Genomic DNA, 19,884 nt, shown 5'->3' on the forward strand with positions numbered 1-19,884 from the left:
TCAGCACGCCCTACCGCAGCATCGGGCCCTGCCCGGCGAACGCTCAATCCAGCTTCACCACCAGCTTGCCGAAGTTGCGCCCCTGCAACAGCCCGAAGAACGCCTCCGGCGCCTTCTCCAGCCCTTCAACCACATCCTCGCGGTACTGGATGCGGCCGTCGCGCAGCCACTGCGCCATCTCGCGTTCGAAGTCCGGCCACAGGTAGTTGAAATCGTGCACGATGAAACCGCGCACGGTCAGGCGCTGGCGCAGGATCTGGCTGAACAGTGCGGGCAACCGGTCCGGACCGGGCTGCTCGACGCCCCGCTCGTTGTAGGTGGCGATGGTGCCGCACACTGGAATCCGGGCGAAGTCGTTGAGCAGCGGCAGCACCGCATCCAGCACATGGCCACCGACATTCTCGAAGTACACATCGATGCCCGCAGGCACCGCTGCGCGCAGCTGCGCGGCAAAATCAGCCGCGCGATGATCCAGCGCCACGTCCACCCCCAGCGTCTGCAGATAGGCACGCTTGGTCTCACCACCGGCGATGGCGACCACGCGCGCGCCCTGCAGTTTGGCCAGCTGCGCCACCGTCGCGCCGACCGGCCCGGTGGCGGCGGCCACTACCAGCGTCTCACCCGGCTTCAAACGGGCGATTTCATGCAGGCTCGAATAAGCGGTGAAACCCGGCATGCCATACACCCCCAATGCCGTGCTCAGCGGCAGTCCGGCCGGATCCAGACGGCGCCCCAGTGACTTGGCCGGCAGCACCGCGTGAGTCTGCCAACCGCCCGGCGCCAGCAGCAGGTCTCCCATCGCCACGCCTTCGGCGTTGGACCGCAACACTTCGGCCACGGTCTGGCCTTCCATCACCGCCCCCACCGCCACCGGCGCGGCATACGAGGGGCCCTCGTCCATGCGTCCCCGCATGTACGGGTCCAGCGACAGGTAGCGGTTGCGCAGCAGCACCTCGCCTTCAGCCGGTGCCGGCAACGCAGCCTGTTCCAGACGGAAGTTGGCCGCACTCGGCGCCCCCTGCGGACGCGAGGCGAGCACGATGCGGGTGGTGGTCGAGGAATCGGACATGGCCAGATCTCTGCTGTTGCCAGCATCAGGAAAGGAGTGCCGACACTACGCCGCAGCGATCCCCGATGGCGGCCACGAAAACAGCGTTCCATTGCCCGGACCCGCGCGGGTCCGGCACAGCCCTTGCCCTTGCAGCATTGGCGCTTGCGGCAACCCGCTGATTTCCGCCGCAGACGATGATCGATTGGCCACGCCCTGCCCCACAACGGAGGATCAAGCACTTGGGAGCACGCAGACGGCAATGTGAAGGTTTTTTGCCAAAATGCTTGCCGTAGGCGGCTGACCTCCGTAATATGCGCGTCCTTGGCAGCGACCTCGCTGCAACGAAACACGTGGCCGAGTAGCTCAGTTGGTAGAGCAGGGGATTGAAAATCCCCGTGTCGGCGGTTCGATTCCGTCCTCGGCCACCACGTTTTGAGGACCTGCAGAAATGCAGGTCTTTTTTTCCGGGAGCCGCGATTGATTGCGGTTGCCACACAATCTGGCCGAGTAGCTCAGTTGGTAGAGCAGGGGATTGAAAATCCCCGTGTCGGCGGTTCGATTCCGTCTTCGGCCACCATCTTTCGAGACCTGCAGAGATGCAGGTCTTTTTTTGTCCATGCCCCGCGCTCGGGGCAAGTGGTGGGCAACGCACCGGCCGTCTTCGCCCGGTTGACGAAACATTTACACCGGCATGCGCGGCGGCACCTACGCTCCAGACTCCTGCCTGGAGTCTGCCGATGCATCTGCGCCCCGCCCTGCTCGCCTGCCTGCTGCTGGCCACCCTGCCGGTGATCGCCGCCGAGCCGGTGCGCGCGGTCGACCACCTGGACATCGATCGCTACGCCGGCCAATGGCATGAGATCGCGCACCTGCCGGTGTCGTTCCAGAAGCAGTGTGTCGGCGAGATCACCGCCAACTACGGGCTGCGCCGCGACGGCCGCATCAGTGTCACCAATGCCTGCCGCAATGGCGAGGGCGAACGCGTGGTCGCCGAAGGGGTCGCCCGTCCGGTGGCCGGTCACCCGGGGCAACTGCAGGTGCGCTTCGTGCCCGATTGGCTGAGCTGGGTCCCCCTGGTCTGGGCCGACTACTGGGTACTGGCGCTGGACCCGGACTATCAGTGGGCGCTGGTTGGCGAGCCCGACCGCAAGTACCTGTGGATCCTCTCGCGGCTGCCGGAAATGGATCGCGCCCGGTTCGAGCAATTGAAAGAAAAGGCCGAGGCCATGGGCTACGACCTCGGCCCGCTGCGGCTGATGGCACCATTGCGCGATACGCCCGCCGACTGAACCGCTCCGCATCGGTCGCATCCCGCGTGCCCGATCCAGCGTTGCGCACGCCCGGCCGCCATCTTCACGCGCTACCCTCTGTGACGGGTCGCCACAGGCGATCCATAAAACCATACGCCGTAGTATGCTTACGCCAACGCACCCCTCCAGAGGACTTGCGCCCATGCTCCACCGTTTCCGTACCGCCTTGATCGTCCTGTGCACCCTCGCCCTTGTTGCCTGCAACAACGGCATCGTCAAGCGTGTTTCGGAACCGGCGGCCAGTCTGCAGCAGCTGACCGTGCGTGCCGATGGCAACTGGACCGTGGCCCTGCGCCTGCAGAACTTCAGCTCGATGCCGATGACCTTCGATGACGTCTCGCTGGCGCTGACCGTCGGCGACAACGAAGCCGGCACCCTGCTGGCCAAGCCCGGCATCTCCATCGGCGGCACCTCCGCCGACGTCATCAATGTCGACCTCGTGCCCAGCTCGGCCGCGCGCCTGGTGGTGGCCGACGCGCTGGCCAGCAACCGCACCCTGGCCTATGGCCTGAAGGGAACGGTGGCGGCCACGCCGCAGGAAAAGAAACAGCGCAGCTTCGACATCAGCAGCCGCAGCACCCTCAACCAGGCTCCCGGCCTGCCCGGCGTGCTGCGCTGAACCCGCCTTTCGTCGCGGCGCCCGGCGCCGCTCTCCCCTGCCCTGATCAAATCGAGACGTACCGATGAGCAGCTACACCGCCCCGCTTTCCGACCTCCGTTTCGCCCTGCACGACGTGCTCAAGGTCGAACCCCTGTTCGCCCGCCTGGGCTTCACCGACGCCACCGCCGATGTGGTCGATGCCGTGCTGGAAGAAGCCGGCCGCTTCAGCGCCAGCGTGCTGGCCCCGCTCAACAGCGTCGGCGACGAGATCGGCTGCGTGCTCGACCAGGCCACCGGTGAAGTGACCACTCCGCCCGGCTTCAAGCAGGCCTACGACCAGTTCGTCGAAGGCGGCTGGACCGGCCTGACTGCGTCGCCGGAGCTGGGTGGCCAGGGCCTGCCGCACACCCTGGGCGTGCCGCTGAACGAAATGATCAACGCCGCCAACCTGGCGTGGGGCAACTTCCCGCTGCTCTCGCACGGCGCCATCGAAGCGCTGAAGCAGCACGGCGAGGCCTGGCAGCACGAGGCCTTCCTCAAGCCGCTGATCGAGGGCCGCTGGACCGGCACCATGTGCCTGACCGAACCGCACTGCGGCACCGACCTGGGCCTGCTCAAGACCAAGGCCGAACCGAATGCCGATGGCAGCTACTCGATCACCGGCACCAAGATCTTCATCACCGCCGGCGAGCATGATCTGACCGGCAACATCGTGCACCTGGTGCTGGCCAAGCTGCCCGACGCCCCTCCGGGCGCCAAGGGCATCTCGCTGTTCGTCACCCCCAAGTTCAAGGTCGACCGCGACGGCAACATTGGCGAGCGCAACGCACTGCGCTGTGGCTCGATCGAGCGCAAGATGGGCATCAAGGGTTCGGTCACCTGCGTGATGAACTTCGATGGTGCGCAGGGCTACCTCGTCGGCCAGCCGCACAAGGGCCTGCAGGCGATGTTCACCATGATGAACACCGCGCGCCTGGGTGTTGGCCTGCAGGGCATCGGCCTGTCCGAGCGCGCTTACCAGAACGCGCTGAAGTACAGCCGTGAGCGCCTGCAGTCGCGCGCCCTGAGCGGCGCCAAGTTCCCGGACAAGCCGGCCGACCCGATCCTGGTCCATCCGGACGTGCGCCGCATGCTGCTGACGGTGAAGTCGCTGGTCGAAGGCAGCCGCCTGCTGGCCCTGCACGCCGCCACCCTGATCGACGTCGCCCACCATGCCGAGGATGCCGCCGAGCGCGAGCGCGCCGACACCCTGGTGAGCTTCCTGACCCCGATCTCAAAGGCCTGCCAGACCGAATGGGGCATCGAGAACACCTACAACGCCCTGCAGTGCTTCGGCGGCCACGGCTACATCCGCGAACACGGCATGGAACAGTTGGCCCGCGATGCCCGCATCACCACGCTGTATGAAGGCACCACCGGCATCCAGGCGCTGGACCTGATCGGCCGCAAGACCGCGTCGAGCCAGGGCGCCGGCCTGAAGCTGATGCTGGCCGAGATCGAGGCCTTCGCCAAGGAACACGAGGGCAACGAAGCGCTCGCCGAATTCATCGGCCCGCTGCGCGCCAAGGCCGCCGAATGGGGCAAGCTGACCCTGGACGTGCTGCAGCGCGCGGCCGCCAACCCTGACGAACTGGGCGCAGCCAGCTACGACTACCTGTTCTATTCGGGTTACGTGGTGCTGGCCTACTGGTGGGCCCGCAGCGTCGCCGCCGCCGATGCCAGCGCGCACGGCGCCGCCTTCGCCCAGGGCAAGCGCGAGACCGCACGGTTCTACTTCGCCCGCGTACTGCCGCGCACGCTCAGCCACGCCGCCGCGATCCATGCCGGCGCCGCCCCGCTGATGGCCATGGACGACGAGCGCTTCGGCGCCTGAGCCGGGCTGCCGCCCGGCCCCCCGCAGAAGCCAAGGCTGGAGCTAAAGCAACAGCAACAGCTGGCTTCCTGCGGGATGGCAGGGCGGGTCCGATTGCGGGGGACGGCGCAAGTACGTCCTTGTAGCCTCGATCGCCGCTTGCTCGTGTGCGCTGTCCTGCGCACACGGCAGGGCCGGGGTTGGGCGCCCTGCCCAACCCGCCCGAGGCATGCCTCGAGCCCACGCGGCTCACGCCCCCGCAACCGGACCCACCCCGCCTTCGACAGATCTCCGGTGGCCAGTGGATCCACGCCATGCGTGGATGAAAACCACCGAAATCCATCTGGAGAAAAGCCCCCCTTTGTTAAGGGGGGCGCGCCGACGGCGCAGGGGATAGGAGAAATGCGCGGGCATCCCAACCCGCCTACTGCGGGCTGGGATGCCGAATGCGCGGACCTGAATGTTGACGATTTGCGTGTCGCCGACAGGCGATACACAAATCGTCAACATTCAGGTATAAGCTGTTCTCCCGATGGAGACAGACACTACACGCTTGGGTCTGATCGAAGCCGGAGCTCCGTTTTCTGCTCCGGGCGCCGAAGCATCGCCCAACGCCACGACGCTGCATCGCCCCGGTTCGGTCCGGCTGCTCTCGCTTGATGCCCACGGACGCGTACTGGACTGGATCACCTGGCAGGATGCGGCCTGCCTCTACGCCCGTGAAGCCGTGGCCTGGACGCTGGGCGATCCCTGCCTGCACATCCATGGCGGCACCAACCGCTTCAGCGGCCTGCAGAGCGGCATGGACCTGCACCCCATCATCGCCGCTCGCGGCCATGCCCGCTCCCGCGCGATCGACCCGACGCCGAACCTGACCAACCAGGCCCTGTTCGCCCGCGACGCCCATCTGTGCATGTACTGCGGCCAGCAGTTCAGCCGCCCCACGCTCACCCGCGACCATGTCATGCCGCTGTCCAAGGGCGGCCTGGACTGCTGGGAAAACGTGGTCACCGCCTGCTTCCACTGCAACTCGCGCAAGAGCGACCGCACCCCGCAGCAGGCCGGCATGCCCCTGCTGGCGGTGCCCTACCGGCCCAGCTGGATCGAGCACCTGATCCTGTCCAACCGCAACATCCTGGCCGACCAGATGGCCTTCCTGAAGGCGCAATTGCCCAAGCGGTCGAAACTGAGCACCTGAACGCCCGGAAATGCAACCCTCACCGTCCTGTCACGGACGGCGGCGTTTGCTTGCCCCACCCCCGTTTGAGGGCGAAAATGGGCGTTCAGAAAAAGTGCGAACATGATGATCGACTCTGCCCGCTATCCCCGCCTCGCGCGCATCCAGACGCCGGATGACCTGCGCACGTTCGACGAATCCGAATTGAGGGCGGTTGCCGACGAACTGCGCGCCTACCTCATTGAATCGGTGGGCAAGAGCGGCGGACACTTTGCCGCCGGCCTGGGCGTGATCGAACTCACCGTGGCCCTGCACTACCTGTACCAGACGCCGATCGACCAGCTGGTCTGGGACGTCGGTCATCAGACCTACCCGCACAAGATCCTCACCGGTCGCCGCGACGAGATCCACACCGTCAAGCAGAAGGACGGCGTCGCGCCCTTCCCGAAGCGCGAGGAAAGCGAGTACGACACGTTCGGCGTCGGCCACTCCTCGACCTCGATTTCGGCCGCACTCGGCATGGCCATCGCCCGCCAGTCCGAAGGCGACGACCGCAAGGTCGTGGCGGTGATCGGCGACGGCGCGATGACCGCCGGCATGGCGTTCGAAGCGCTGATGCATGCCGGCGGCATGGAGCCGGAACCGAACCTGCTGGTGATCCTCAACGACAACAACATGTCGATCTCCGAGGCGGTGGGTGGCCTGACCAAGATGCTGGGACGCGCCACCGGCAGCCGCACGCTCAACGCACTGCGCGAAGGCGGCAAGAAGATCCTGGGTGACAAGAAGAACAACCCGGCGCGCTTCGTGAAGCGCTGGGAAGAGCACTGGAAGGGCATGTTCGTGCCCTCCACGATGTTCGAGGAAATGGGCTTCCACTACACCGGCCCGATCGACGGCCACGACATGCCTGCCCTGCTGTCCACGCTGAAGACGCTGCGCGCCTCCAAGGGCCCGAAGCTGCTGCACGTCATGACCACCAAGGGCAAGGGCTACGAGCCGGCCGAAGGCGACCAGATCGGTTACCACGCGGTGGGCCCGTTCGATCCGGACAAGGGCCTGGTGGCCAAGGCCGGGGCCAAGAAGCCGACCTATACCGACGTATTCAGCGACTGGCTGTGCGATGCCGCCGCCGCCGAGCCGCGCCTGTACGGCATCACCCCGGCGATGCGCGAAGGCTCCGGCCTGGTGCGCTTCAGCAAGGAGTACCCGCAGCGTTATTTCGACGTGGCGATCGCCGAGCAGCACGCGGTCACCCTCGCCGCCGGCATGGCCACCCAGGGCGGCAAGCCAGTGGTGGCGATCTATTCCACCTTCCTGCAGCGCGCATACGACCAGCTGGTGCATGACGTGGCGATCCAGGACCTGGACGTGCTGTTTGCGATCGATCGCGCCGGCGTGGTCGGCCCGGACGGCGCAACCCACGCCGGCAACCTCGACCTGAGCTTCCTGCGCTGCGTGCCGAACCTTGTGGTGATGGCGCCGTCCAATGAAGCCGAGTGCCGGCAGATGCTCAGCACGGGCCTGCAGCATCCGGGCCCCGCCGCCGTGCGCTATCCGCGTGGCACCGGCACCGGCGTTGCGGCCGGTACCGATCTGTCGACCCTGCCGATCGGCAAGGGCGAGTTGCGCCTGCAGGGCAGCCGCATCGCCCTGCTCGCCTTTGGCAGCACCGTGGCCGCTGCTGAGCAGGTCGGCCGCGAACTGGGCCTGAGCGTGGTCAACATGCGCTTCATCAAGCCACTGGACCGCGAGCTGGTGCTGGCCATGGCCGACCAGCACGAGGGCCTGGTGACGATCGAAGACAACGTGGTGGCCGGTGGTGCCGGTTCCGGCGTCGGTGAACTGCTCAATGCCGAAGGCGTGCTGCGCCCGATCCTGCACCTGGGCCTGCCCGACAGCTACCAGCACCACGCCAGCCGCGAGGACCTGCTGGCCGAAGCCGGCATCGACGCGGCAGGCATCCGCGCCGCTGTACTCAAGCGCTGGCCGCAGCTGGCGGCAGGTACCCCGCCGCTGAGTGCAGCGGGCTGAGACCGATCAGAGACCCACAAATGAGGGGGAAGGTGCGGGACCGCACCTTCGACGGCGAAAGCGGGTAGATCCCCGCCATGCGTGGATGGCGGAATCCTGGCGGCGTGCCTCGGCAGGCACCCGCGCTCAGCCGTAACTGACCGCTTCGACGAATGCGCCGCTGGCTTCCACGCGCACGGCCGCACGCTGACCGGTGTCGACAAAGTGCAGGCGGGCCAGGGTCTCGGCGAAGTCATAGGCACGGGCGCCATCGCGGAACTCGATCGGCTCCGGCCTGTCCGGATGCAGCACGCGCCACTGGCGCTGTTCGCATTGCAGGCGGATCAACATGCAGCTCACTCCTTGAGGCAGCGTATCGATGACGGTGCGATGCCCATGCCGACTGGGGCACGCGACATCGCCGGGAGTCAGGGCACGCAAGGCACCCTGTTCGCAGACAATACGGCGTTCAAAATGTGAGCTGTATCAGATTATTCTGATTTTCACGGGCTGAACCCGAAAAGCTCAGTTCACCTGGAACTGCGCCCGGCAGCCATCACTGACCCAGATGCCACGGCGATTCCAGCCCCAGCTCTGGCCTTCGATGCAGGCGCTGCGCGAGTCCTGGCGGATCAGGCGTACACCTCGGCGGATACGGGCATCGCAGTACTCCTGGCGATGACCATTGGAATGGCAGGTGACGACATCGCCGCCGCCCCACCCATTGCCATTCCCCCAGCCGCCGCCATTGCCGCCCCAGCCGCCACCGCGGCGGTACTCACCCACGAATTCGGCACGGCACCCCTGCGTGACCCAGACGCCATTGCGCGACTGGCCCCAGGTTTCGCCCTCCACACAGGGCGAACCGGACAGCTGGCGGATCAACCGCGCGCGTCCGTCCAGGCGGCACTCATTGCTGCGGTTCTTGATCGACTCGCAGCGCACGATGCCATTGCCATCGCGGCCACCATAGCGGTCGTCGTCATAGCCGTAGCCATAGCTCTGCGCCTGAGCGCCACCGGCGGCCGCCAGCATCGGCAACAGGGTGCAGGCCAGGGTGCGCCAGGTGAGTGCCTTGCCCATCGAGATCTCCAGATGAATACGATGGCGCAAGCATCCGGGATTCACGGCCCGGCGCACAGAGGGGGGCGCAACGGCAGTTTTTCGCCATTCAAACAACGCAACCGTGGCTGACTGCAGCGTCACTCTCCGACGTGGAGCGCGTCTACCGTGTTGCCAAGCGCCTCGACCCGCACCGTGCTGCGCTGGCCAGTGCGGCGGTGATGCTCCAGGGCGAGCGCGGCGGCGGCGTCAAAGGCGTCGGCACCGCGGGCATAGCCGGCGGCGTCGCTCGCCTGCGGATGCAGCACGCACCAGCGCTGGGCGTTGCATTGGACGGTGATGATCATCAGGAGGCTCCTGCGGATGGAAGGGTGCAATGGCAGGCAGACGGGCCGCTTGCCGGTACACCATCAGGCTAGCGACCGCCTCCGGGTTGGCCCATCAGATTTGTACGAAAATGCCGCGCCGCCGGGTCGGGTGTCCGCTCCCTCACATCCCTGAGTCCGTTTAGCCCGTTCATTCCGTGATCCTTGTCACGGAGTCAGGCTGGCTTCACACTACCGTCATCAACAGGGGCCCCTTCCACATGCGCACCTTCTTCTCACAGCAGCGCTGGACGTTGCTGAAGTTCTATTTCGTGGCCAGCTATCTGATCCTGATCGAAGAACTGGTCCGCGCCGCCGTGCATTGAGCGCTTGCCGCTAGGGTATTTGCGACACAAACTGTCGCTTTAGGCACGGAGCCCGCCCGATGAAAGCGCTACTTCTGATTCCCGCCCTGGTGCTGTCCGCCTGTGCCAGCCCGGACAAGGCGGCGACCGCACGTGCCGATGCCAACGCGACGTCGACGGCCACGCCCGTGGTGGGGGGTGATCGCGATGCGCATGGCTGCATTGGTTCGGCCGGCTACCAGTGGTGCGAGCACAGCCAGCGCTGCGAACGCCCGTGGGAACTGGCGCAGGCACAGGGCCTGGCCAACACCGCCGAGGCAATCGATGCGTACTGCGCCAAGCCGGCCAGCCCGGCGCGCAAGTGAGCACGCTCCGTCGTGGCTGAACTGAGTCCCCTGCCCGACCTCGCCCGTGGCCGGTATCGCCACTTCAAGGGCGGCGAGTACGAAGTAATCGACATCGTCCGCAGCAGCGAGACACTGGAACCGCTCGTGCTGTACCGCGCCCTGTATGGCGAAGGCGGCCTGTGGGTGCGCCCCTATCCGATGTTCATCGAACAGGTGCCCGGCGAGCACTGCCCACAGCCCCGCTTCGCACGCATCGACGGTTGAATCCATGCTGCCGGCCCGGGTCGGCAGCCACGGCGCGGCGGCAGGCCTGCGCTACAATCGTACCGTCCAGTCGGTTTCTTCCCGCCCATGTCCGCATCCCCTTCCCGTTCGCGCCGCAAGGCGCCCGACAGCGTGCGCCAGTCATTGCTGCAGGCCACCATCACAGTGATCGGCCAGCATGGACTGGCGGCACTGACCGTACAGGATGTCGCGCGCGCGGCCGGGGTCAGCAAAGGCGCGTTGTTCCACCATTTCAGCAGCAAGCAGGTGCTGGTCGACGAAGCCATCGCCACGCTCATCGGCGACTTCGAAGCGCAGGTGCGCAGCCTGATGGAAGGCAGCGAGCGCTACGCCTGCTTCAGCCGCGCCTACGTGCGCGCCAACTTCGATCACCTGCTGCAGCAGGAGCGGGTCAACGACATCGGCCTGACCCTGGGCAACATGCTCGAACCTGCCCTGCTTGCCCAATGGGGTGCATGGCTGCGACGCATGCTGGCCGAATTCCCGGATGAGGCCTCCGATCCCCGCCTGTATGCGGCGCGCTGCGTGGCCGACGGCTATTGGGCAACCGCCTACGGTCGTCCGTTGGATGAAGAAGAACGCCTCAATGCACTGGCCATGGCCGAACAGGCCCTGAAACTGTGCGACCCGCAGTGAGCTGGAGCCCGCAATGAATCCCTACCTCTACCTTGCCGCCGCCATCGTGCTGGAAGTGATTGCGACGTCCCTGCTGAAGGCGTCCGACGGCATGACCCGGCTGGCGCCGACGCTGGGCGCGCTGGTCGGCTATGGGCTGTGCTTCTACCTGCTGTCGGTCACCATGAAGTCGGTGCCGACCGGCATCGCCTATGCCATCTGGTCCGGCGTCGGCATCGTGCTGATCTCGCTGATCGGGCTGATCGTGTTCAAACAGCGCCTGGATGCACCGGCGTTGATCGGCATCGGCCTGATCTGCGCCGGCGTGCTGGTGATCAACCTGTTCTCGCGCAGCAGCGCACACTGACTACGCCGCTGCGCGATCAGCGCTAGCTGACCTTCTTCGCTACGGTCATGCCGAGCAGGAACAGCACCACGGCGATGATGATGCCGGCCCAGAACAGGAACTTGGCGATGCCGACGGCGGCACCGGCAATGCCGCCGAAGCCGAGCACGCCTGCAATGACGCCGATGATGGCGAAGATGATGGCCCACTTGATCATGTCAAACCTTTCCCCGCAGGGACTGCGTACTGGATGGTCAGGCTAGGCCGTGGCCGATGCGGCAGTCGTGAACAGGCCGCGTGCGCGGCGTGAATCAGCGCGGACGGAAACGCAGCAGGGCAACCGCGAACGCCAGGAACACGCTCCCCACCAGCCGTTCGAACCAGCGTCGCGCAAACGGCTTGGCCAGCCAACGGCGCAGGCCATGGCCTCCGGCGGCATACATCACGTACCAGAACAGTTCGCAGCCAGCGAAGGTGACCACCAGCACGCTGTACTGCAATGCCTGGCCACGCGAGGGGTCCACGAACTGCGGCAGGAACGCCGCCGCGAACAGCAGCAGCTTGGGATTGCTCAAGCCCACCAGGAGACCGCCACGGAACACTGTTCCTGCGCCGAGCACCGGCGCGATTGGCAGAGCTGCGTCCACCACCACCGGCGGCGCCGGCCGGGTGCTGTCACGCCATGCCTTCAGGCCCAACCAGGCCAGATAGGCCACGCCCAGATAGCGCAGCACCTCGAACAGCATCGGCGAGGAATGCAGCAGCGCACTCAGGCCGGCTGCGGAAGCCGCCAGCACCAGCAGCATCGCCAACAGGCAGCCAGCCATCGCCGGCACGCTGCCGCGGAATCCGAGCCCGACGCTGCGGCCAAGGATATGCAGCATGTTCGGCCCCGGCGTGCCACACAGAACGAACACCGTGGCGAGGAACCACCACCAGGTATGCAGGGCCATATCGGACATCCACTTCAGAAGACCGCACCAGCATAGTGGCGGCCTGGCTGGTGCGGCACATACAGCGCAGCATGGATGTGGTGGTTACAGTGGCAGGCTCAGGCCACGAGCGCGTCGCGCCGTGCCAGTACCTGGTCGATCAGGCCCCATTCGCGTGCCTGCTCGGCACTCATGAAACGATCGCGGTCCAGGGTCTGCTCGACCTCCTCGACACTGCGTCCGCAATGCTGCGCATACAGCCGGGTGATGCGCTGCTTTGTGCGCTGCATCTCCTCGGCGTGGATGAAGATGTCGGACGCCTGGCCCTGGACGCCCCCCAGCGGTTGGTGCACGTGCAGGCTCGCGTTGGCCAACGCCGCGCGGTGGCCAGGTTCGCCGGCCATCAGCAGGAACGAGCCCATCGAGCGCGCGGTGCCCATGCACAGGGTATGCACCGGAGCGGAGATGTATTGCATCGTGTCGTACATCGCCAGGCCGCTGGAGATCACCCCGCCCGGTGAGTTGATGTACAGATGGATCGGCTTTTCCGGGTTTTCCGATTCCAGGAACAACAGCTGCGCGCAGACCAGCGCCGACACGGTGTCATCGACTTCGCCGTTGAGGAAGATGATGCGTTCACGCAGGAGCCGCGAGTAGATGTCATAGGAGCGCTCGCCGCGCTCGCTGCGTTCCACCACCATCGGTACCAGCTGCATTCTGTCCCGCATGTGCCTGCTCCCTGTAGTGTTCGATCCAGGCGCCGGCTCAAGCCGCGCGCATCACCGTGCGATGGTCGTCGTTGGAGGCCGGCGGCATCAGCGCGCGCAGGTCGGTGAGCCGATGTACGATGGTCAGCACCGTTCCTCCACCCTCGTCCGCGCGCAGCCGGAAACACACCAGGCTGTGCAGATGTGGGGGATGCGCGTCCCGCAGGTGGAAACCCAGCTCCCGCCCCTGTTCGCACAGGCAGGGCTGCGGATCGGCAAGATCGGCCGCAGGCAACCAGCGCTCACGCAGCGCCGGATCGAACAGTGCGCGCCAGACCCGCTCCGGTGGCGCTGGCAGCCGCTGCTCCATCACCAACGCGGGAACCGCTTCGTTCAGAACATCGTCCATCAGTCCATCTCCTCCAGCAGGTTCTGCAGTGCGGACATCCGCGCCGGCCAATAGGCCCGGTAACGCTGCAACCAGCGGCCGATGTGGGCCAGCCCGCGCGGATCGACCTCGTAGTGGACGAAGCGGCCTTGACGCTGTTCGCTCACGAGCCCGGCATCGCGCAGCACCGCCAGGTGCTGGGACATCGCGGACTGGCTGATCGCCATGCCCTCGCGCAGTGCACTGGCATGCTGCCCGCCATCGGCCAGCTTTTCGAAGATATGGCGGCGGGTGGGGTCGGCCAGCGCCTTGAACAGGGCGTTCTCGATCATGGCCAACACATTAGCAGTCGCTAATGTGTAGTGCAACTCCCGTATCGGCTGTGCTGCAATGAGGGCTCCTGGCATGGAGCTGTGCATGAAGACCCTTGGCCTGATCGGCGGCATGAGCTGGGAAAGCTCGGCCCAGTACTACCGTCTCATCAACGAGGACGTACGGCAGCGCCTGGGAGGCGCGCATTCGGCGCAACTGCTGCTGTGGTCGGTGGATTTCGCCGGCATCAAGCAGCTGCAGCATGACGGCGACTGGGCTGCACTGGGCGACCACATGGTTGACGCCGCACGGCGCCTGCAGGCCGGTGGCGCCGATCTGCTGCTGGTCTGCACCAACACCATGCACAAGCTGGCTGACCGCATCGAGGCGGCCTGCCCACTGCCGCTGCTGCATATCGCCGACCCCACCGCCCAGGCCATCGTGCAGGCAGGCGCACGCAGGGTGGGCCTGCTCGGCACCGCCTTCACCATGGAACAGGACTTCTACCGCGGCCGGCTGCAGGATCGCTTCGGCCTGGAGGTACTGGTCCCCGATGCCGGCGATCGCCGCAGCGTGCACGACATCATCTACCAGGAACTGATCGCCGGCGTGGTCCGCGAGCGCTCACGACAGGTCTACGCCGACGTGATCGCACGCCTGGTCGAACGCGGCGCCGAAGCGATCATTCTCGGCTGCACCGAGATCATGCTGCTGGTACGCCCGGAGGACAGTGCAGTGCCGTTGTTCGATACCACTGCCCTGCATGCGCGGGCCGCGGTCGACGCGGCATTGGCCTGATCCTGCTTGCGACACGGCGCGGAATCAGTCCGCGCCCTGCACTTCCAGCGCGGTGATCAGCCAGTCGACCACCGCCTGCGAATCACACAGGAAGAAGATGGCATCGCCGGAGCGCGCTTCGGTGAGCAGGCGATAGACGGTGATCGCCACCGCCGACTGGTTGGCGATGAACACTTCCGGGCTGCGTGGCCCTTCGCTATGGCCGGCAACCGCGTGCAGCGCCTTGCGTGCGGCCACGGTGGCGGCCGGGTCCGCGCTGCGGGTCAGTTCCGGCCCGCGCAGGCCCCAGGCGATGAACACATGCTTGCCCTTGAACGTGGTGTCCAGGACCCGCACCTCGGCGCCGCCTGCGTCGGCCGAGCGATGAATGACGGTACTGCTGATCAACGCAACCCCCTGTGGTCGTCGTGGTCCGCGCATCCTCCCCCACAGGCCGCCCGCACACCAGTGACGGCAGCCACAGGCTGCGCCGACAGGCGTGGAAGACATGTAAGAAGGTGTAAACCGATGCGATCGGATGTGCAGCGATGATACGGGATGTAAGCCTCTGCATGGGCCCGCGCGTACTACTAAATCCCTACTGAGCCACTTCCGGAACGATCCGTTCCGACGGCCCCGGGCTGGGTCATTCTTGCGGCCCGTTCCCCTGCCGAGGCTCTCCATGATCCATTGCCTGCAACTTCCGTTTGCCGCCTCCACCCTCGCCCTGCTGCTGGCCACCAGCACCGTGGCCGCCCAGGCCTACGACACTGACCACATTCCAGCGCTGCGCTGCGAATCCCAGTTCAACAAGACCGAGCAATGCCCCATCGAGGGCCCGATGCGGCTGGCCAGGCAACTGTCGGTCACCCGCTGCGTGGAGAACCAGAACTGGGGCCAGAGCCGGCGAATGTTGTGGGTGACCGACGGCTGTCGCGCCGAGTTCGTCGCCGACGGATATCGGCGCGGACGCTGGCCAGGGCGCGGCCGGGATCGCGACGATGACGGCGAACGCCTGGTCTGCGAGTCCTACGAAAAGAAGGACAAGGAATGCCGTATCCGTGTGCGCCACGAGGTGCGCCTTGTCAAGCAGAAATCGGTGACGGCCTGCATCGAGGACCAGAACTGGGGCTGGGACCGACGCGGGATCTGGGTCAGCGACGGCTGCCGTGCCGAGTTCCGTGTGTATTGACTGCCGAGCACGCGCTGGCTGCGGCGGGTAGGCATGCGTGCGGGACAGAGCCGATAGACTGTGGCCTGTACATGGCAGGGAGCGCGACATGGAACGATGGTATCTGGCGACGCTGTTGGCGTTGATCCTGCATCAGATCGACGCTGCGTTCTGGCAGGAATGGGCCATGTTCCATGTGCCCGGTGGCATCCAGGGCTTCCTGCTGTTCAACCTGCTTGCGATCGGCTTCGTGCTTTGGGGGTATCGCCAGACCCTGCTGGGCACATCGTCGGCGCGCGGCCATGCGCTTGTTTGTGGCGCACTCGGTATTGGCACGGCGCTGATCCATCTGGCGTTTGCCCTGTTCGGTCGCGATGAATTCCACCTGCCGCTGTCGATCGCCGTCCTGCTCGCCTGCTTTGTGTCGGGCGGCGGCTTGTTGCTGCAGCTGCGCCCGCGATGAGCCGGACTTCCCACTCCGCACACCTGCGTGACGGCAGCATCCAGGACGCCGATGCCTTGATTGCGCTCGACAGCGTGGCGGCCAACGATCCAGGCCGGGCCCTGCAGATCGGCGACTGGCTGGCACGCGGCGGCGTGCAGGTTGCCGAGCAGAACGGCAGGGCCGTCGGCTACCTGGTCATTCATCACCACTTCGTCGGCGAATCCTTCGTCGAAATGCTGATGGTGGCGCGCGCACAGCGCGGCCAGGGCATCGGTACCGCACTGCTGCGCCAGGCCATCGCACTGCACGGCCGGCGCAAACTGTTCACCTCGACCAATGCCTCAAACATCGGCATGCAGCGCCTGCTCGCTGCGTCGGGATTCATCGACAGCGGCATCGTGCACGGATTGGACGAAGGCGACCCGGAGCTGATCTACCGCTTCGCGGGTGCATGATCGGCCTCTGCCGCACGCACAAAAAAGCCCACGCATCGCTGCGCAGGCTTCTTGATTCATCACAGTGGTCGGGACGGCCGGATTCGAACCGACGACCCTCTGCCCCCCAGGCAGATGCGCTACCAGGCTGCGCTACGCCCCGACTGATGCTGCGATGTGCCCGCCAGTGCGGCGGGCCGTGAAGTATAGCGGATTATGATGGAAATGGGATCAGCGACGCAGCAACTGCAGCACTTCTTCCAGCTCCATGCGCACCTGCTTGATGATCTGGTTGCTCAGCGCCGATTCCTCGCGGGCATCGGGACCGTCCAGACGCAGGCGTGCACCACCGATGGTGTAGCCCTGTTCGTACAGCAGGCTGCGGATCTGCCGCACCATCAGCACGTCATGGCGCTGGTAATAGCGGCGGTTGCCTCGGCGCTTGGCCGGCTCAAGGCTGGGAAATTCGGTTTCCCAGTAGCGCAGGACGTGCGGCTTGACGTCGCACAGCTCGCTGACCTCACCGATGGTGAAGTAGCGCTTGGCCGGGATCGGCGGTAGTTCGCGGTTACTGCCCGGATCCAGCATAAGCTTCCACCCTCTCCTTGAGCTTCTGGCCCGGACGGAAGGTGACCACCGTACGGGCGGAAATCGGAATTTCCTCGCCGGTCTTGGGGTTGCGACCCGGGCGCTGGTTCTTGCGCCGCAGATCGAAATTACCGAAGCCCGACAGCTTCACCTGACGTCCCTGTTCCAATGCTTCACGCAGCACATCGAAAAACGCGTCGACGAATTCCTTGGCTTCCCGCTTGTTCAGACCGACTTCGTCGAACAGCTTTTCCGCCATCTCCGCCTTGGTCAATGCCATTGCCTGCTACCCCCGAGTGCTGCCCGCTCAGCCGCGGATCCGGGCGTGGTGTTCACGCTCGATGGCAGTGACCGCCTCGGCCACCACCGCATCCACGTCGCGGTCCGTCAGAGTGCGCGACTTGTCCTGCAAAATCAAGCCCATAGCGAGACTCTTGAATCCCGGCTCGACGCCTTGGCCGACATAGCGGTCGAACAGGTTCAGGTCGCGCAGCAGCGGGCCAGCGGCCTGGCGGACGGTGGCCGCCAGATCGGTCCAGGCCACCTGTTCAGGCACAAGGAACGCCAGGTCGCGGCGCACCGCCGGGAAGCGCGACAGTTCGCCGGCACGCGGCAGGCGGCGGGCGGTCAGCGGCTCCAGGTCCAGCTCGAAGGCATAGACGTCGGCTTCGATCTCCATCGCCTTGGCCAGGCGCGGGTGGACCTGGCCGATCCAGCCGATCGCCACGCCATCTCGGAACACCTCGGCCGAACGCGCCGGGTGGCCGTAGGCGCGGGCGGACGGACGGAACTCCAGCTGCGCGCCACTGGCGGCCGCCAGCGATTCCAGATCGCCCTTCAGGTCATGGAAATCGACCTTGCGGGCCGGCAGGCCCCACTGCACCGCCTGCGCGTCACCGCAGACCGCAGCGGCCACGCGCGGGGTTTCCAGCGGTGCAGGTTGACCTTCACCGGCCTGCTGGGCGAACACGCGGCCAATCTCGAACAGGCGCACGCGACCCAGCTGGCGGGCAGCGTTACGGCCCAGCGTGGCGACCAGGCCGGGCAGCAACGACGGGCGCATCACGGCCAGTTCGGCCGACAGCGGATTGGCCAGCGGCACCAGGCCGTCGCGCAGCTGCCACTGGGTCAGCAGCGCATCGTCGACGAAAGCGAAATTGACGGTTTCCTGCTGGTCACGGGCAATCAACTGGCGACGCACGCTCAGCGCGTCCAGTTGGGTCTCGCTCGGCATCGCCACCCGCGAGGCGCCGCCCGGCAGCGTGGTCGGGATCTGCTCGTAACCGTGGATGCGGGCCAACTCTTCGATCAGGTCTTCTTCGATGGCGATGTCGAAGCGGCGGCTTGGCGCGGCCACCTGCCAGCCATCGGCGGTGGCAACCACCTCCATGCCCAGCGCGCGCAGGATGCGCTCGACTTCGGCGTCTTCGATGGTGATGCCGAGCACGCGGGTGATGCGGGCGCGGCGCAGCACGATCGTTGCCGGCTGCGGCAGTTCGGCATCACGCACTGCCTCGGTGACCGGCGCCGGGGTACCACCGGCCAGGTCCAGCACCAGGCGGGTGGCGTACTCGATCGCGGTGCGCGGCAGCGCCGGGTCGACACCACGCTCGAAGCGGTGGCCGGCATCGGTGTGCAGGCCCAGCTTGCGGCCACGGCCCATGATCGCGGCGGGCGCGAAATGCGCAGCCTCCAGGAACACGGCAGTGGTGGCGTCGGTGACGCGGGTATCGAAGCCCCCCATCAGGCCGGCCAGGCCGACCGCGCGATCGGCGTCGGTAACCACCAGGAAGCTGTCGTCCAGTGCGGCATCACGGCCATCCAGCAGCTTGAGGCTTTCACCGGCGCGCGAACGGCGCACGGCGATGCTGCCCTGCAGGGTGCCGAGGTCGTAGGCATGCATCGGCTGGCCGAGCTCGAGCATCACGTACTGAGTGATGTCGACCAGCAGCGAGACCGGGCGCACGCCACTGCGGCGCAGGCGCTCGGCCATCCACAACGGCGTCTTGGCGGCGGCGTTGACGCCTTCGATGACACGCCCCAGGTAACGTGGCGCTTCGGCGCCGGCGTCGAGCTGGATGCTCAGCTCACGGCTGCCGACCGCCGGGATGGCGTCGGCGGCGAAGTCCAGCACTTCGCTGCGGGTCGCAGCGGCGACGTCGTAGGCGATGCCGCGCAGGCTGAAACAATCGGCGCGGTTCGGGGTCAGCTTGATCTCGATGCTGGCGTCCGGCAGGCCCAGATAGTCGACCAGGGCCTGGCCGACGGGGGCGTCATCCGGCAGTTCCAGCAGGCCGGACGCATCGTTGTCCAGGCCCAGCTCCTTGGCCGAGCACAGCATGCCGTTGGACTCGGCGCCGCGCAGCTTGGCCGGCTTGATCTTCAGCTCGCCGATCTGCGCACCGACCATGGCCAGCGGCGCGACCAGGCCCGGGCGCGCGTTCGGCGCACCGCAGACGATCTGCAGCAGCTCGCCCTGCCCGGCATCGACCTTGCACACCTGCAGGCGGTCGGCTTCAGGATGGCGCACCGCTTCGACGATGCGTGCCACGACCACGTGATCGAGGCCCTCGCCCAGCGCGGTCACGTCTTCCACTTCCAGGCCGATGGCGGTCAGCACCGCACTCAGTTCATCGCGCGAAGCGCTGGTCGGGACGTGGCTGCGCAGCCAGTTTTCGGAGAATTTCATGGTGTCACCCTGGTGGGAGGCGTGCCTCCCGTTGCGGTTTTTTTGTGGTCGCCCAGCGCATGCGCAAGGAGGCGTCCATCCAGAAAGGCAGCCGAGCAGGGCTCGGCGCTGC

At 66.4% G+C, this 19,884-nt stretch carries 26 protein-coding genes and 3 tRNA genes; 15 read left to right on the forward strand and 14 right to left on the reverse strand.

What is annotated here, in order from left to right:
• Positions 1–43: 43 nt before the first annotated feature.
• On the reverse strand, positions 44–1,069 hold the full coding sequence (locus tag ACYKG1_RS14570; RefSeq protein ID WP_478470809.1) for an NADP-dependent oxidoreductase: 1,026 nt from the start codon (positions 1,067–1,069) through the stop codon (positions 44–46).
• Positions 1,070–1,403: 334 nt separating this feature from the next.
• Between ACYKG1_RS14570 and ACYKG1_RS14575 the strand changes: the two genes are divergently transcribed.
• From ACYKG1_RS14575 to dxs, 7 genes are all read left to right on the forward strand, one after another.
• Positions 1,404–1,479 (forward strand) — tRNA-Phe (locus ACYKG1_RS14575).
• A 73-nt stretch (positions 1,480–1,552) separates the two neighbouring features.
• A tRNA-Phe gene (locus tag ACYKG1_RS14580) sits at positions 1,553–1,628 on the forward strand.
• Between the two features lie 160 nt (positions 1,629–1,788).
• Positions 1,789–2,340 carry a lipocalin family protein gene (locus ACYKG1_RS14585; protein ID WP_262082763.1) on the forward strand — a complete coding sequence of 184 codons (552 nt, stop codon included), beginning with the start codon at positions 1,789–1,791 and terminating at the stop codon, positions 2,338–2,340.
• Positions 2,341–2,503: 163 nt separating this feature from the next.
• On the forward strand, positions 2,504–2,980 hold the full coding sequence (locus tag ACYKG1_RS14590) for an LEA/WHy family protein (protein WP_100473432.1): 477 nt from the start codon (positions 2,504–2,506) through the stop codon (positions 2,978–2,980).
• Positions 2,981–3,044: 64 nt separating this feature from the next.
• Positions 3,045–4,835, forward strand: coding sequence for an acyl-CoA dehydrogenase C-terminal domain-containing protein (locus ACYKG1_RS14595; protein WP_478470810.1), 1,791 nt, complete (start codon positions 3,045–3,047; stop codon positions 4,833–4,835).
• 511 nt (positions 4,836–5,346) lie between these two features.
• Positions 5,347–6,012: an HNH endonuclease gene (locus ACYKG1_RS14600; protein ID WP_032956174.1), complete on the forward strand. Its 666-nt coding sequence runs from the start codon at positions 5,347–5,349 to the stop codon at positions 6,010–6,012.
• Positions 6,013–6,117: 105 nt separating this feature from the next.
• The gene (gene dxs, locus ACYKG1_RS14605) at positions 6,118–8,025 is read left to right on the forward strand and encodes a 1-deoxy-D-xylulose-5-phosphate synthase (protein WP_100475224.1); all 1,908 of its coding nucleotides are present in this window, start codon (positions 6,118–6,120) and stop codon (positions 8,023–8,025) included.
• Between the two features lie 126 nt (positions 8,026–8,151).
• Here dxs and ACYKG1_RS14610 read toward each other — a convergent pair whose 3' ends face one another.
• The 3 genes from ACYKG1_RS14610 to ACYKG1_RS14620 all read right to left on the reverse strand — a co-directional run bounded on the left by ACYKG1_RS14610 (position 8,152) and on the right by ACYKG1_RS14620 (position 9,413).
• Positions 8,152–8,355, reverse strand: a complete 204-nt coding sequence (locus ACYKG1_RS14610; RefSeq protein WP_005417823.1) for a hypothetical protein — start codon at positions 8,353–8,355, stop codon at positions 8,152–8,154.
• A 174-nt stretch (positions 8,356–8,529) separates the two neighbouring features.
• Positions 8,530–9,087: a DUF3011 domain-containing protein gene (locus ACYKG1_RS14615; protein ID WP_100473435.1), complete on the reverse strand. Its 558-nt coding sequence runs from the start codon at positions 9,085–9,087 to the stop codon at positions 8,530–8,532.
• A 119-nt stretch (positions 9,088–9,206) separates the two neighbouring features.
• Positions 9,207–9,413, reverse strand: coding sequence for a hypothetical protein (locus ACYKG1_RS14620; protein WP_478470811.1), 207 nt, complete (start codon positions 9,411–9,413; stop codon positions 9,207–9,209).
• A 403-nt stretch (positions 9,414–9,816) separates the two neighbouring features.
• Here ACYKG1_RS14620 and ACYKG1_RS14625 point away from each other — a divergent pair, with 403 nt between their 5' ends.
• The 4 genes from ACYKG1_RS14625 (at position 9,817) to ACYKG1_RS14640 (ending at position 11,350) form a co-directional block, all read left to right on the forward strand.
• Positions 9,817–10,101, forward strand: a complete 285-nt coding sequence (locus tag ACYKG1_RS14625; protein ID WP_478470812.1) for a hypothetical protein — start codon at positions 9,817–9,819, stop codon at positions 10,099–10,101.
• 12 nt (positions 10,102–10,113) lie between these two features.
• Positions 10,114–10,347, forward strand: a complete 234-nt coding sequence (locus tag ACYKG1_RS14630) for a DUF1653 domain-containing protein (RefSeq protein ID WP_478470813.1) — start codon at positions 10,114–10,116, stop codon at positions 10,345–10,347.
• A gap of 87 nt (positions 10,348–10,434) precedes the next feature.
• Complete coding sequence (locus tag ACYKG1_RS14635; RefSeq protein ID WP_478470814.1) at positions 10,435–11,004, forward strand: TetR/AcrR family transcriptional regulator; 570 nt, start codon at positions 10,435–10,437, stop codon at positions 11,002–11,004.
• A 13-nt stretch (positions 11,005–11,017) separates the two neighbouring features.
• A complete protein-coding gene (locus ACYKG1_RS14640) occupies positions 11,018–11,350 on the forward strand; it encodes an SMR family transporter (RefSeq protein ID WP_100473447.1) in 333 nt (110 codons plus the stop codon).
• 22 nt (positions 11,351–11,372) lie between these two features.
• Here the strand turns inward: ACYKG1_RS14640 and ACYKG1_RS14645 are convergent, their stop codons facing one another.
• From ACYKG1_RS14645 to ACYKG1_RS14665, 5 genes are all read right to left on the reverse strand, one after another.
• A complete protein-coding gene (locus tag ACYKG1_RS14645; RefSeq protein WP_006380555.1) occupies positions 11,373–11,546 on the reverse strand; it encodes a DUF1328 domain-containing protein in 174 nt (57 codons plus the stop codon).
• A 94-nt stretch (positions 11,547–11,640) separates the two neighbouring features.
• Positions 11,641–12,282: a LysE family translocator gene (locus tag ACYKG1_RS14650; RefSeq protein ID WP_262082769.1), complete on the reverse strand. Its 642-nt coding sequence runs from the start codon at positions 12,280–12,282 to the stop codon at positions 11,641–11,643.
• A 98-nt stretch (positions 12,283–12,380) separates the two neighbouring features.
• Positions 12,381–12,989 (reverse strand): ATP-dependent Clp protease proteolytic subunit, encoded by a 609-nt coding sequence (locus tag ACYKG1_RS14655; protein ID WP_087923173.1) that lies wholly within the window; start codon positions 12,987–12,989, stop codon positions 12,381–12,383.
• Positions 12,990–13,026: 37 nt separating this feature from the next.
• Entirely contained in the window at positions 13,027–13,377 is a 351-nt protein-coding gene (locus tag ACYKG1_RS14660; RefSeq protein ID WP_087923174.1) for an SRPBCC family protein, read from the reverse strand.
• Positions 13,377–13,688 carry an ArsR/SmtB family transcription factor gene (locus ACYKG1_RS14665; protein WP_100473449.1) on the reverse strand — a complete coding sequence of 104 codons (312 nt, stop codon included), beginning with the start codon at positions 13,686–13,688 and terminating at the stop codon, positions 13,377–13,379. The genes ACYKG1_RS14660 and ACYKG1_RS14665 overlap by 1 nt, the downstream gene beginning before the upstream one ends.
• An 85-nt stretch (positions 13,689–13,773) precedes the next feature.
• Here ACYKG1_RS14665 and ACYKG1_RS14670 point away from each other — a divergent pair, with 85 nt between their 5' ends.
• Positions 13,774–14,466, forward strand: coding sequence for an aspartate/glutamate racemase family protein (locus ACYKG1_RS14670; protein ID WP_478470815.1), 693 nt, complete (start codon positions 13,774–13,776; stop codon positions 14,464–14,466).
• 24 nt (positions 14,467–14,490) lie between these two features.
• Here ACYKG1_RS14670 and ACYKG1_RS14675 read toward each other — a convergent pair whose 3' ends face one another.
• Complete coding sequence (locus ACYKG1_RS14675) at positions 14,491–14,886, reverse strand: hypothetical protein (protein ID WP_100435043.1); 396 nt, start codon at positions 14,884–14,886, stop codon at positions 14,491–14,493.
• 241 nt (positions 14,887–15,127) lie between these two features.
• Between ACYKG1_RS14675 and ACYKG1_RS14680 the strand changes: the two genes are divergently transcribed.
• The 3 genes from ACYKG1_RS14680 (at position 15,128) to ACYKG1_RS14690 (ending at position 16,516) form a co-directional block, all read left to right on the forward strand.
• Positions 15,128–15,637 (forward strand): DUF3011 domain-containing protein, encoded by a 510-nt coding sequence (locus ACYKG1_RS14680; RefSeq protein WP_478470816.1) that lies wholly within the window; start codon positions 15,128–15,130, stop codon positions 15,635–15,637.
• Between the two features lie 115 nt (positions 15,638–15,752).
• Positions 15,753–16,079, forward strand: coding sequence for a DUF6713 family protein (locus tag ACYKG1_RS14685; protein WP_238381602.1), 327 nt, complete (start codon positions 15,753–15,755; stop codon positions 16,077–16,079).
• The gene (locus ACYKG1_RS14690; protein ID WP_478470817.1) at positions 16,076–16,516 is read left to right on the forward strand and encodes an N-acetyltransferase family protein; all 441 of its coding nucleotides are present in this window, start codon (positions 16,076–16,078) and stop codon (positions 16,514–16,516) included. The genes ACYKG1_RS14685 and ACYKG1_RS14690 overlap by 4 nt, the downstream gene beginning before the upstream one ends.
• A 65-nt stretch (positions 16,517–16,581) precedes the next feature.
• Here the strand turns inward: ACYKG1_RS14690 and ACYKG1_RS14695 are convergent.
• The 4 genes from ACYKG1_RS14695 to pheT form a co-directional block, all read right to left on the reverse strand.
• A tRNA-Pro gene (locus tag ACYKG1_RS14695) sits at positions 16,582–16,658 on the reverse strand.
• Between the two features lie 68 nt (positions 16,659–16,726).
• Positions 16,727–17,083: a MerR family transcriptional regulator gene (locus tag ACYKG1_RS14700; protein ID WP_005410431.1), complete on the reverse strand. Its 357-nt coding sequence runs from the start codon at positions 17,081–17,083 to the stop codon at positions 16,727–16,729.
• Positions 17,064–17,363, reverse strand: coding sequence for an integration host factor subunit alpha (locus tag ACYKG1_RS14705; RefSeq protein ID WP_005410432.1), 300 nt, complete (start codon positions 17,361–17,363; stop codon positions 17,064–17,066). Before ACYKG1_RS14705 ends, ACYKG1_RS14700 begins: the two co-directional genes overlap by 20 nt.
• 27 nt (positions 17,364–17,390) lie before the next feature.
• Positions 17,391–19,772, reverse strand: coding sequence for a phenylalanine--tRNA ligase subunit beta (pheT, locus tag ACYKG1_RS14710; protein ID WP_478470818.1), 2,382 nt, complete (start codon positions 19,770–19,772; stop codon positions 17,391–17,393).
• Positions 19,773–19,884: the final 112 nt, after the last annotated feature.

This window comes from Stenotrophomonas sp. 85239_Sma, from assembly GCF_056481725.1.

Bases quoted from the DNA above. Each gene is read 5' to 3' on its own strand.
- ACYKG1_RS14570 (WP_478470809.1), bottom strand. From the start codon at position 1,069: ATGTCCGATTCCTCGACCACCACCCGCATCGTGCTCGCCTCGCGTCCG.
- ACYKG1_RS14585 (WP_262082763.1), top strand. From the start codon at position 1,789: ATGCATCTGCGCCCCGCCCTGCTCGCCTGCCTGCTGCTGGCCACCCTG.
- ACYKG1_RS14590 (WP_100473432.1), top strand. From the start codon at position 2,504: ATGCTCCACCGTTTCCGTACCGCCTTGATCGTCCTGTGCACCCTCGCC.
- ACYKG1_RS14595 (WP_478470810.1), top strand. From the start codon at position 3,045: ATGAGCAGCTACACCGCCCCGCTTTCCGACCTCCGTTTCGCCCTGCAC.
- ACYKG1_RS14600 (WP_032956174.1), top strand. From the start codon at position 5,347: ATGGAGACAGACACTACACGCTTGGGTCTGATCGAAGCCGGAGCTCCG.
- dxs (WP_100475224.1), top strand. From the start codon at position 6,118: ATGATCGACTCTGCCCGCTATCCCCGCCTCGCGCGCATCCAGACGCCG.
- ACYKG1_RS14610 (WP_005417823.1), bottom strand. From the start codon at position 8,355: ATGTTGATCCGCCTGCAATGCGAACAGCGCCAGTGGCGCGTGCTGCAT.
- ACYKG1_RS14615 (WP_100473435.1), bottom strand. From the start codon at position 9,087: ATGGGCAAGGCACTCACCTGGCGCACCCTGGCCTGCACCCTGTTGCCG.
- ACYKG1_RS14620 (WP_478470811.1), bottom strand. From the start codon at position 9,413: ATGATCATCACCGTCCAATGCAACGCCCAGCGCTGGTGCGTGCTGCAT.
- ACYKG1_RS14625 (WP_478470812.1), top strand. From the start codon at position 9,817: ATGAAAGCGCTACTTCTGATTCCCGCCCTGGTGCTGTCCGCCTGTGCC.
- ACYKG1_RS14635 (WP_478470814.1), top strand. From the start codon at position 10,435: ATGTCCGCATCCCCTTCCCGTTCGCGCCGCAAGGCGCCCGACAGCGTG.
- ACYKG1_RS14640 (WP_100473447.1), top strand. From the start codon at position 11,018: ATGAATCCCTACCTCTACCTTGCCGCCGCCATCGTGCTGGAAGTGATT.
- ACYKG1_RS14645 (WP_006380555.1), bottom strand. From the start codon at position 11,546: ATGATCAAGTGGGCCATCATCTTCGCCATCATCGGCGTCATTGCAGGC.
- ACYKG1_RS14650 (WP_262082769.1), bottom strand. From the start codon at position 12,282: ATGGCCCTGCATACCTGGTGGTGGTTCCTCGCCACGGTGTTCGTTCTG.
- ACYKG1_RS14655 (WP_087923173.1), bottom strand. From the start codon at position 12,989: ATGCGGGACAGAATGCAGCTGGTACCGATGGTGGTGGAACGCAGCGAG.
- ACYKG1_RS14660 (WP_087923174.1), bottom strand. From the start codon at position 13,377: ATGGACGATGTTCTGAACGAAGCGGTTCCCGCGTTGGTGATGGAGCAG.
- ACYKG1_RS14665 (WP_100473449.1), bottom strand. From the start codon at position 13,688: ATGATCGAGAACGCCCTGTTCAAGGCGCTGGCCGACCCCACCCGCCGC.
- ACYKG1_RS14670 (WP_478470815.1), top strand. From the start codon at position 13,774: ATGAAGACCCTTGGCCTGATCGGCGGCATGAGCTGGGAAAGCTCGGCC.
- ACYKG1_RS14675 (WP_100435043.1), bottom strand. From the start codon at position 14,886: ATGCGCGGACCACGACGACCACAGGGGGTTGCGTTGATCAGCAGTACC.
- ACYKG1_RS14680 (WP_478470816.1), top strand. From the start codon at position 15,128: ATGATCCATTGCCTGCAACTTCCGTTTGCCGCCTCCACCCTCGCCCTG.
- ACYKG1_RS14690 (WP_478470817.1), top strand. From the start codon at position 16,076: ATGAGCCGGACTTCCCACTCCGCACACCTGCGTGACGGCAGCATCCAG.
- ACYKG1_RS14700 (WP_005410431.1), bottom strand. From the start codon at position 17,083: ATGCTGGATCCGGGCAGTAACCGCGAACTACCGCCGATCCCGGCCAAG.
- ACYKG1_RS14705 (WP_005410432.1), bottom strand. From the start codon at position 17,363: ATGGCATTGACCAAGGCGGAGATGGCGGAAAAGCTGTTCGACGAAGTC.
- pheT (WP_478470818.1), bottom strand. From the start codon at position 19,772: ATGAAATTCTCCGAAAACTGGCTGCGCAGCCACGTCCCGACCAGCGCT.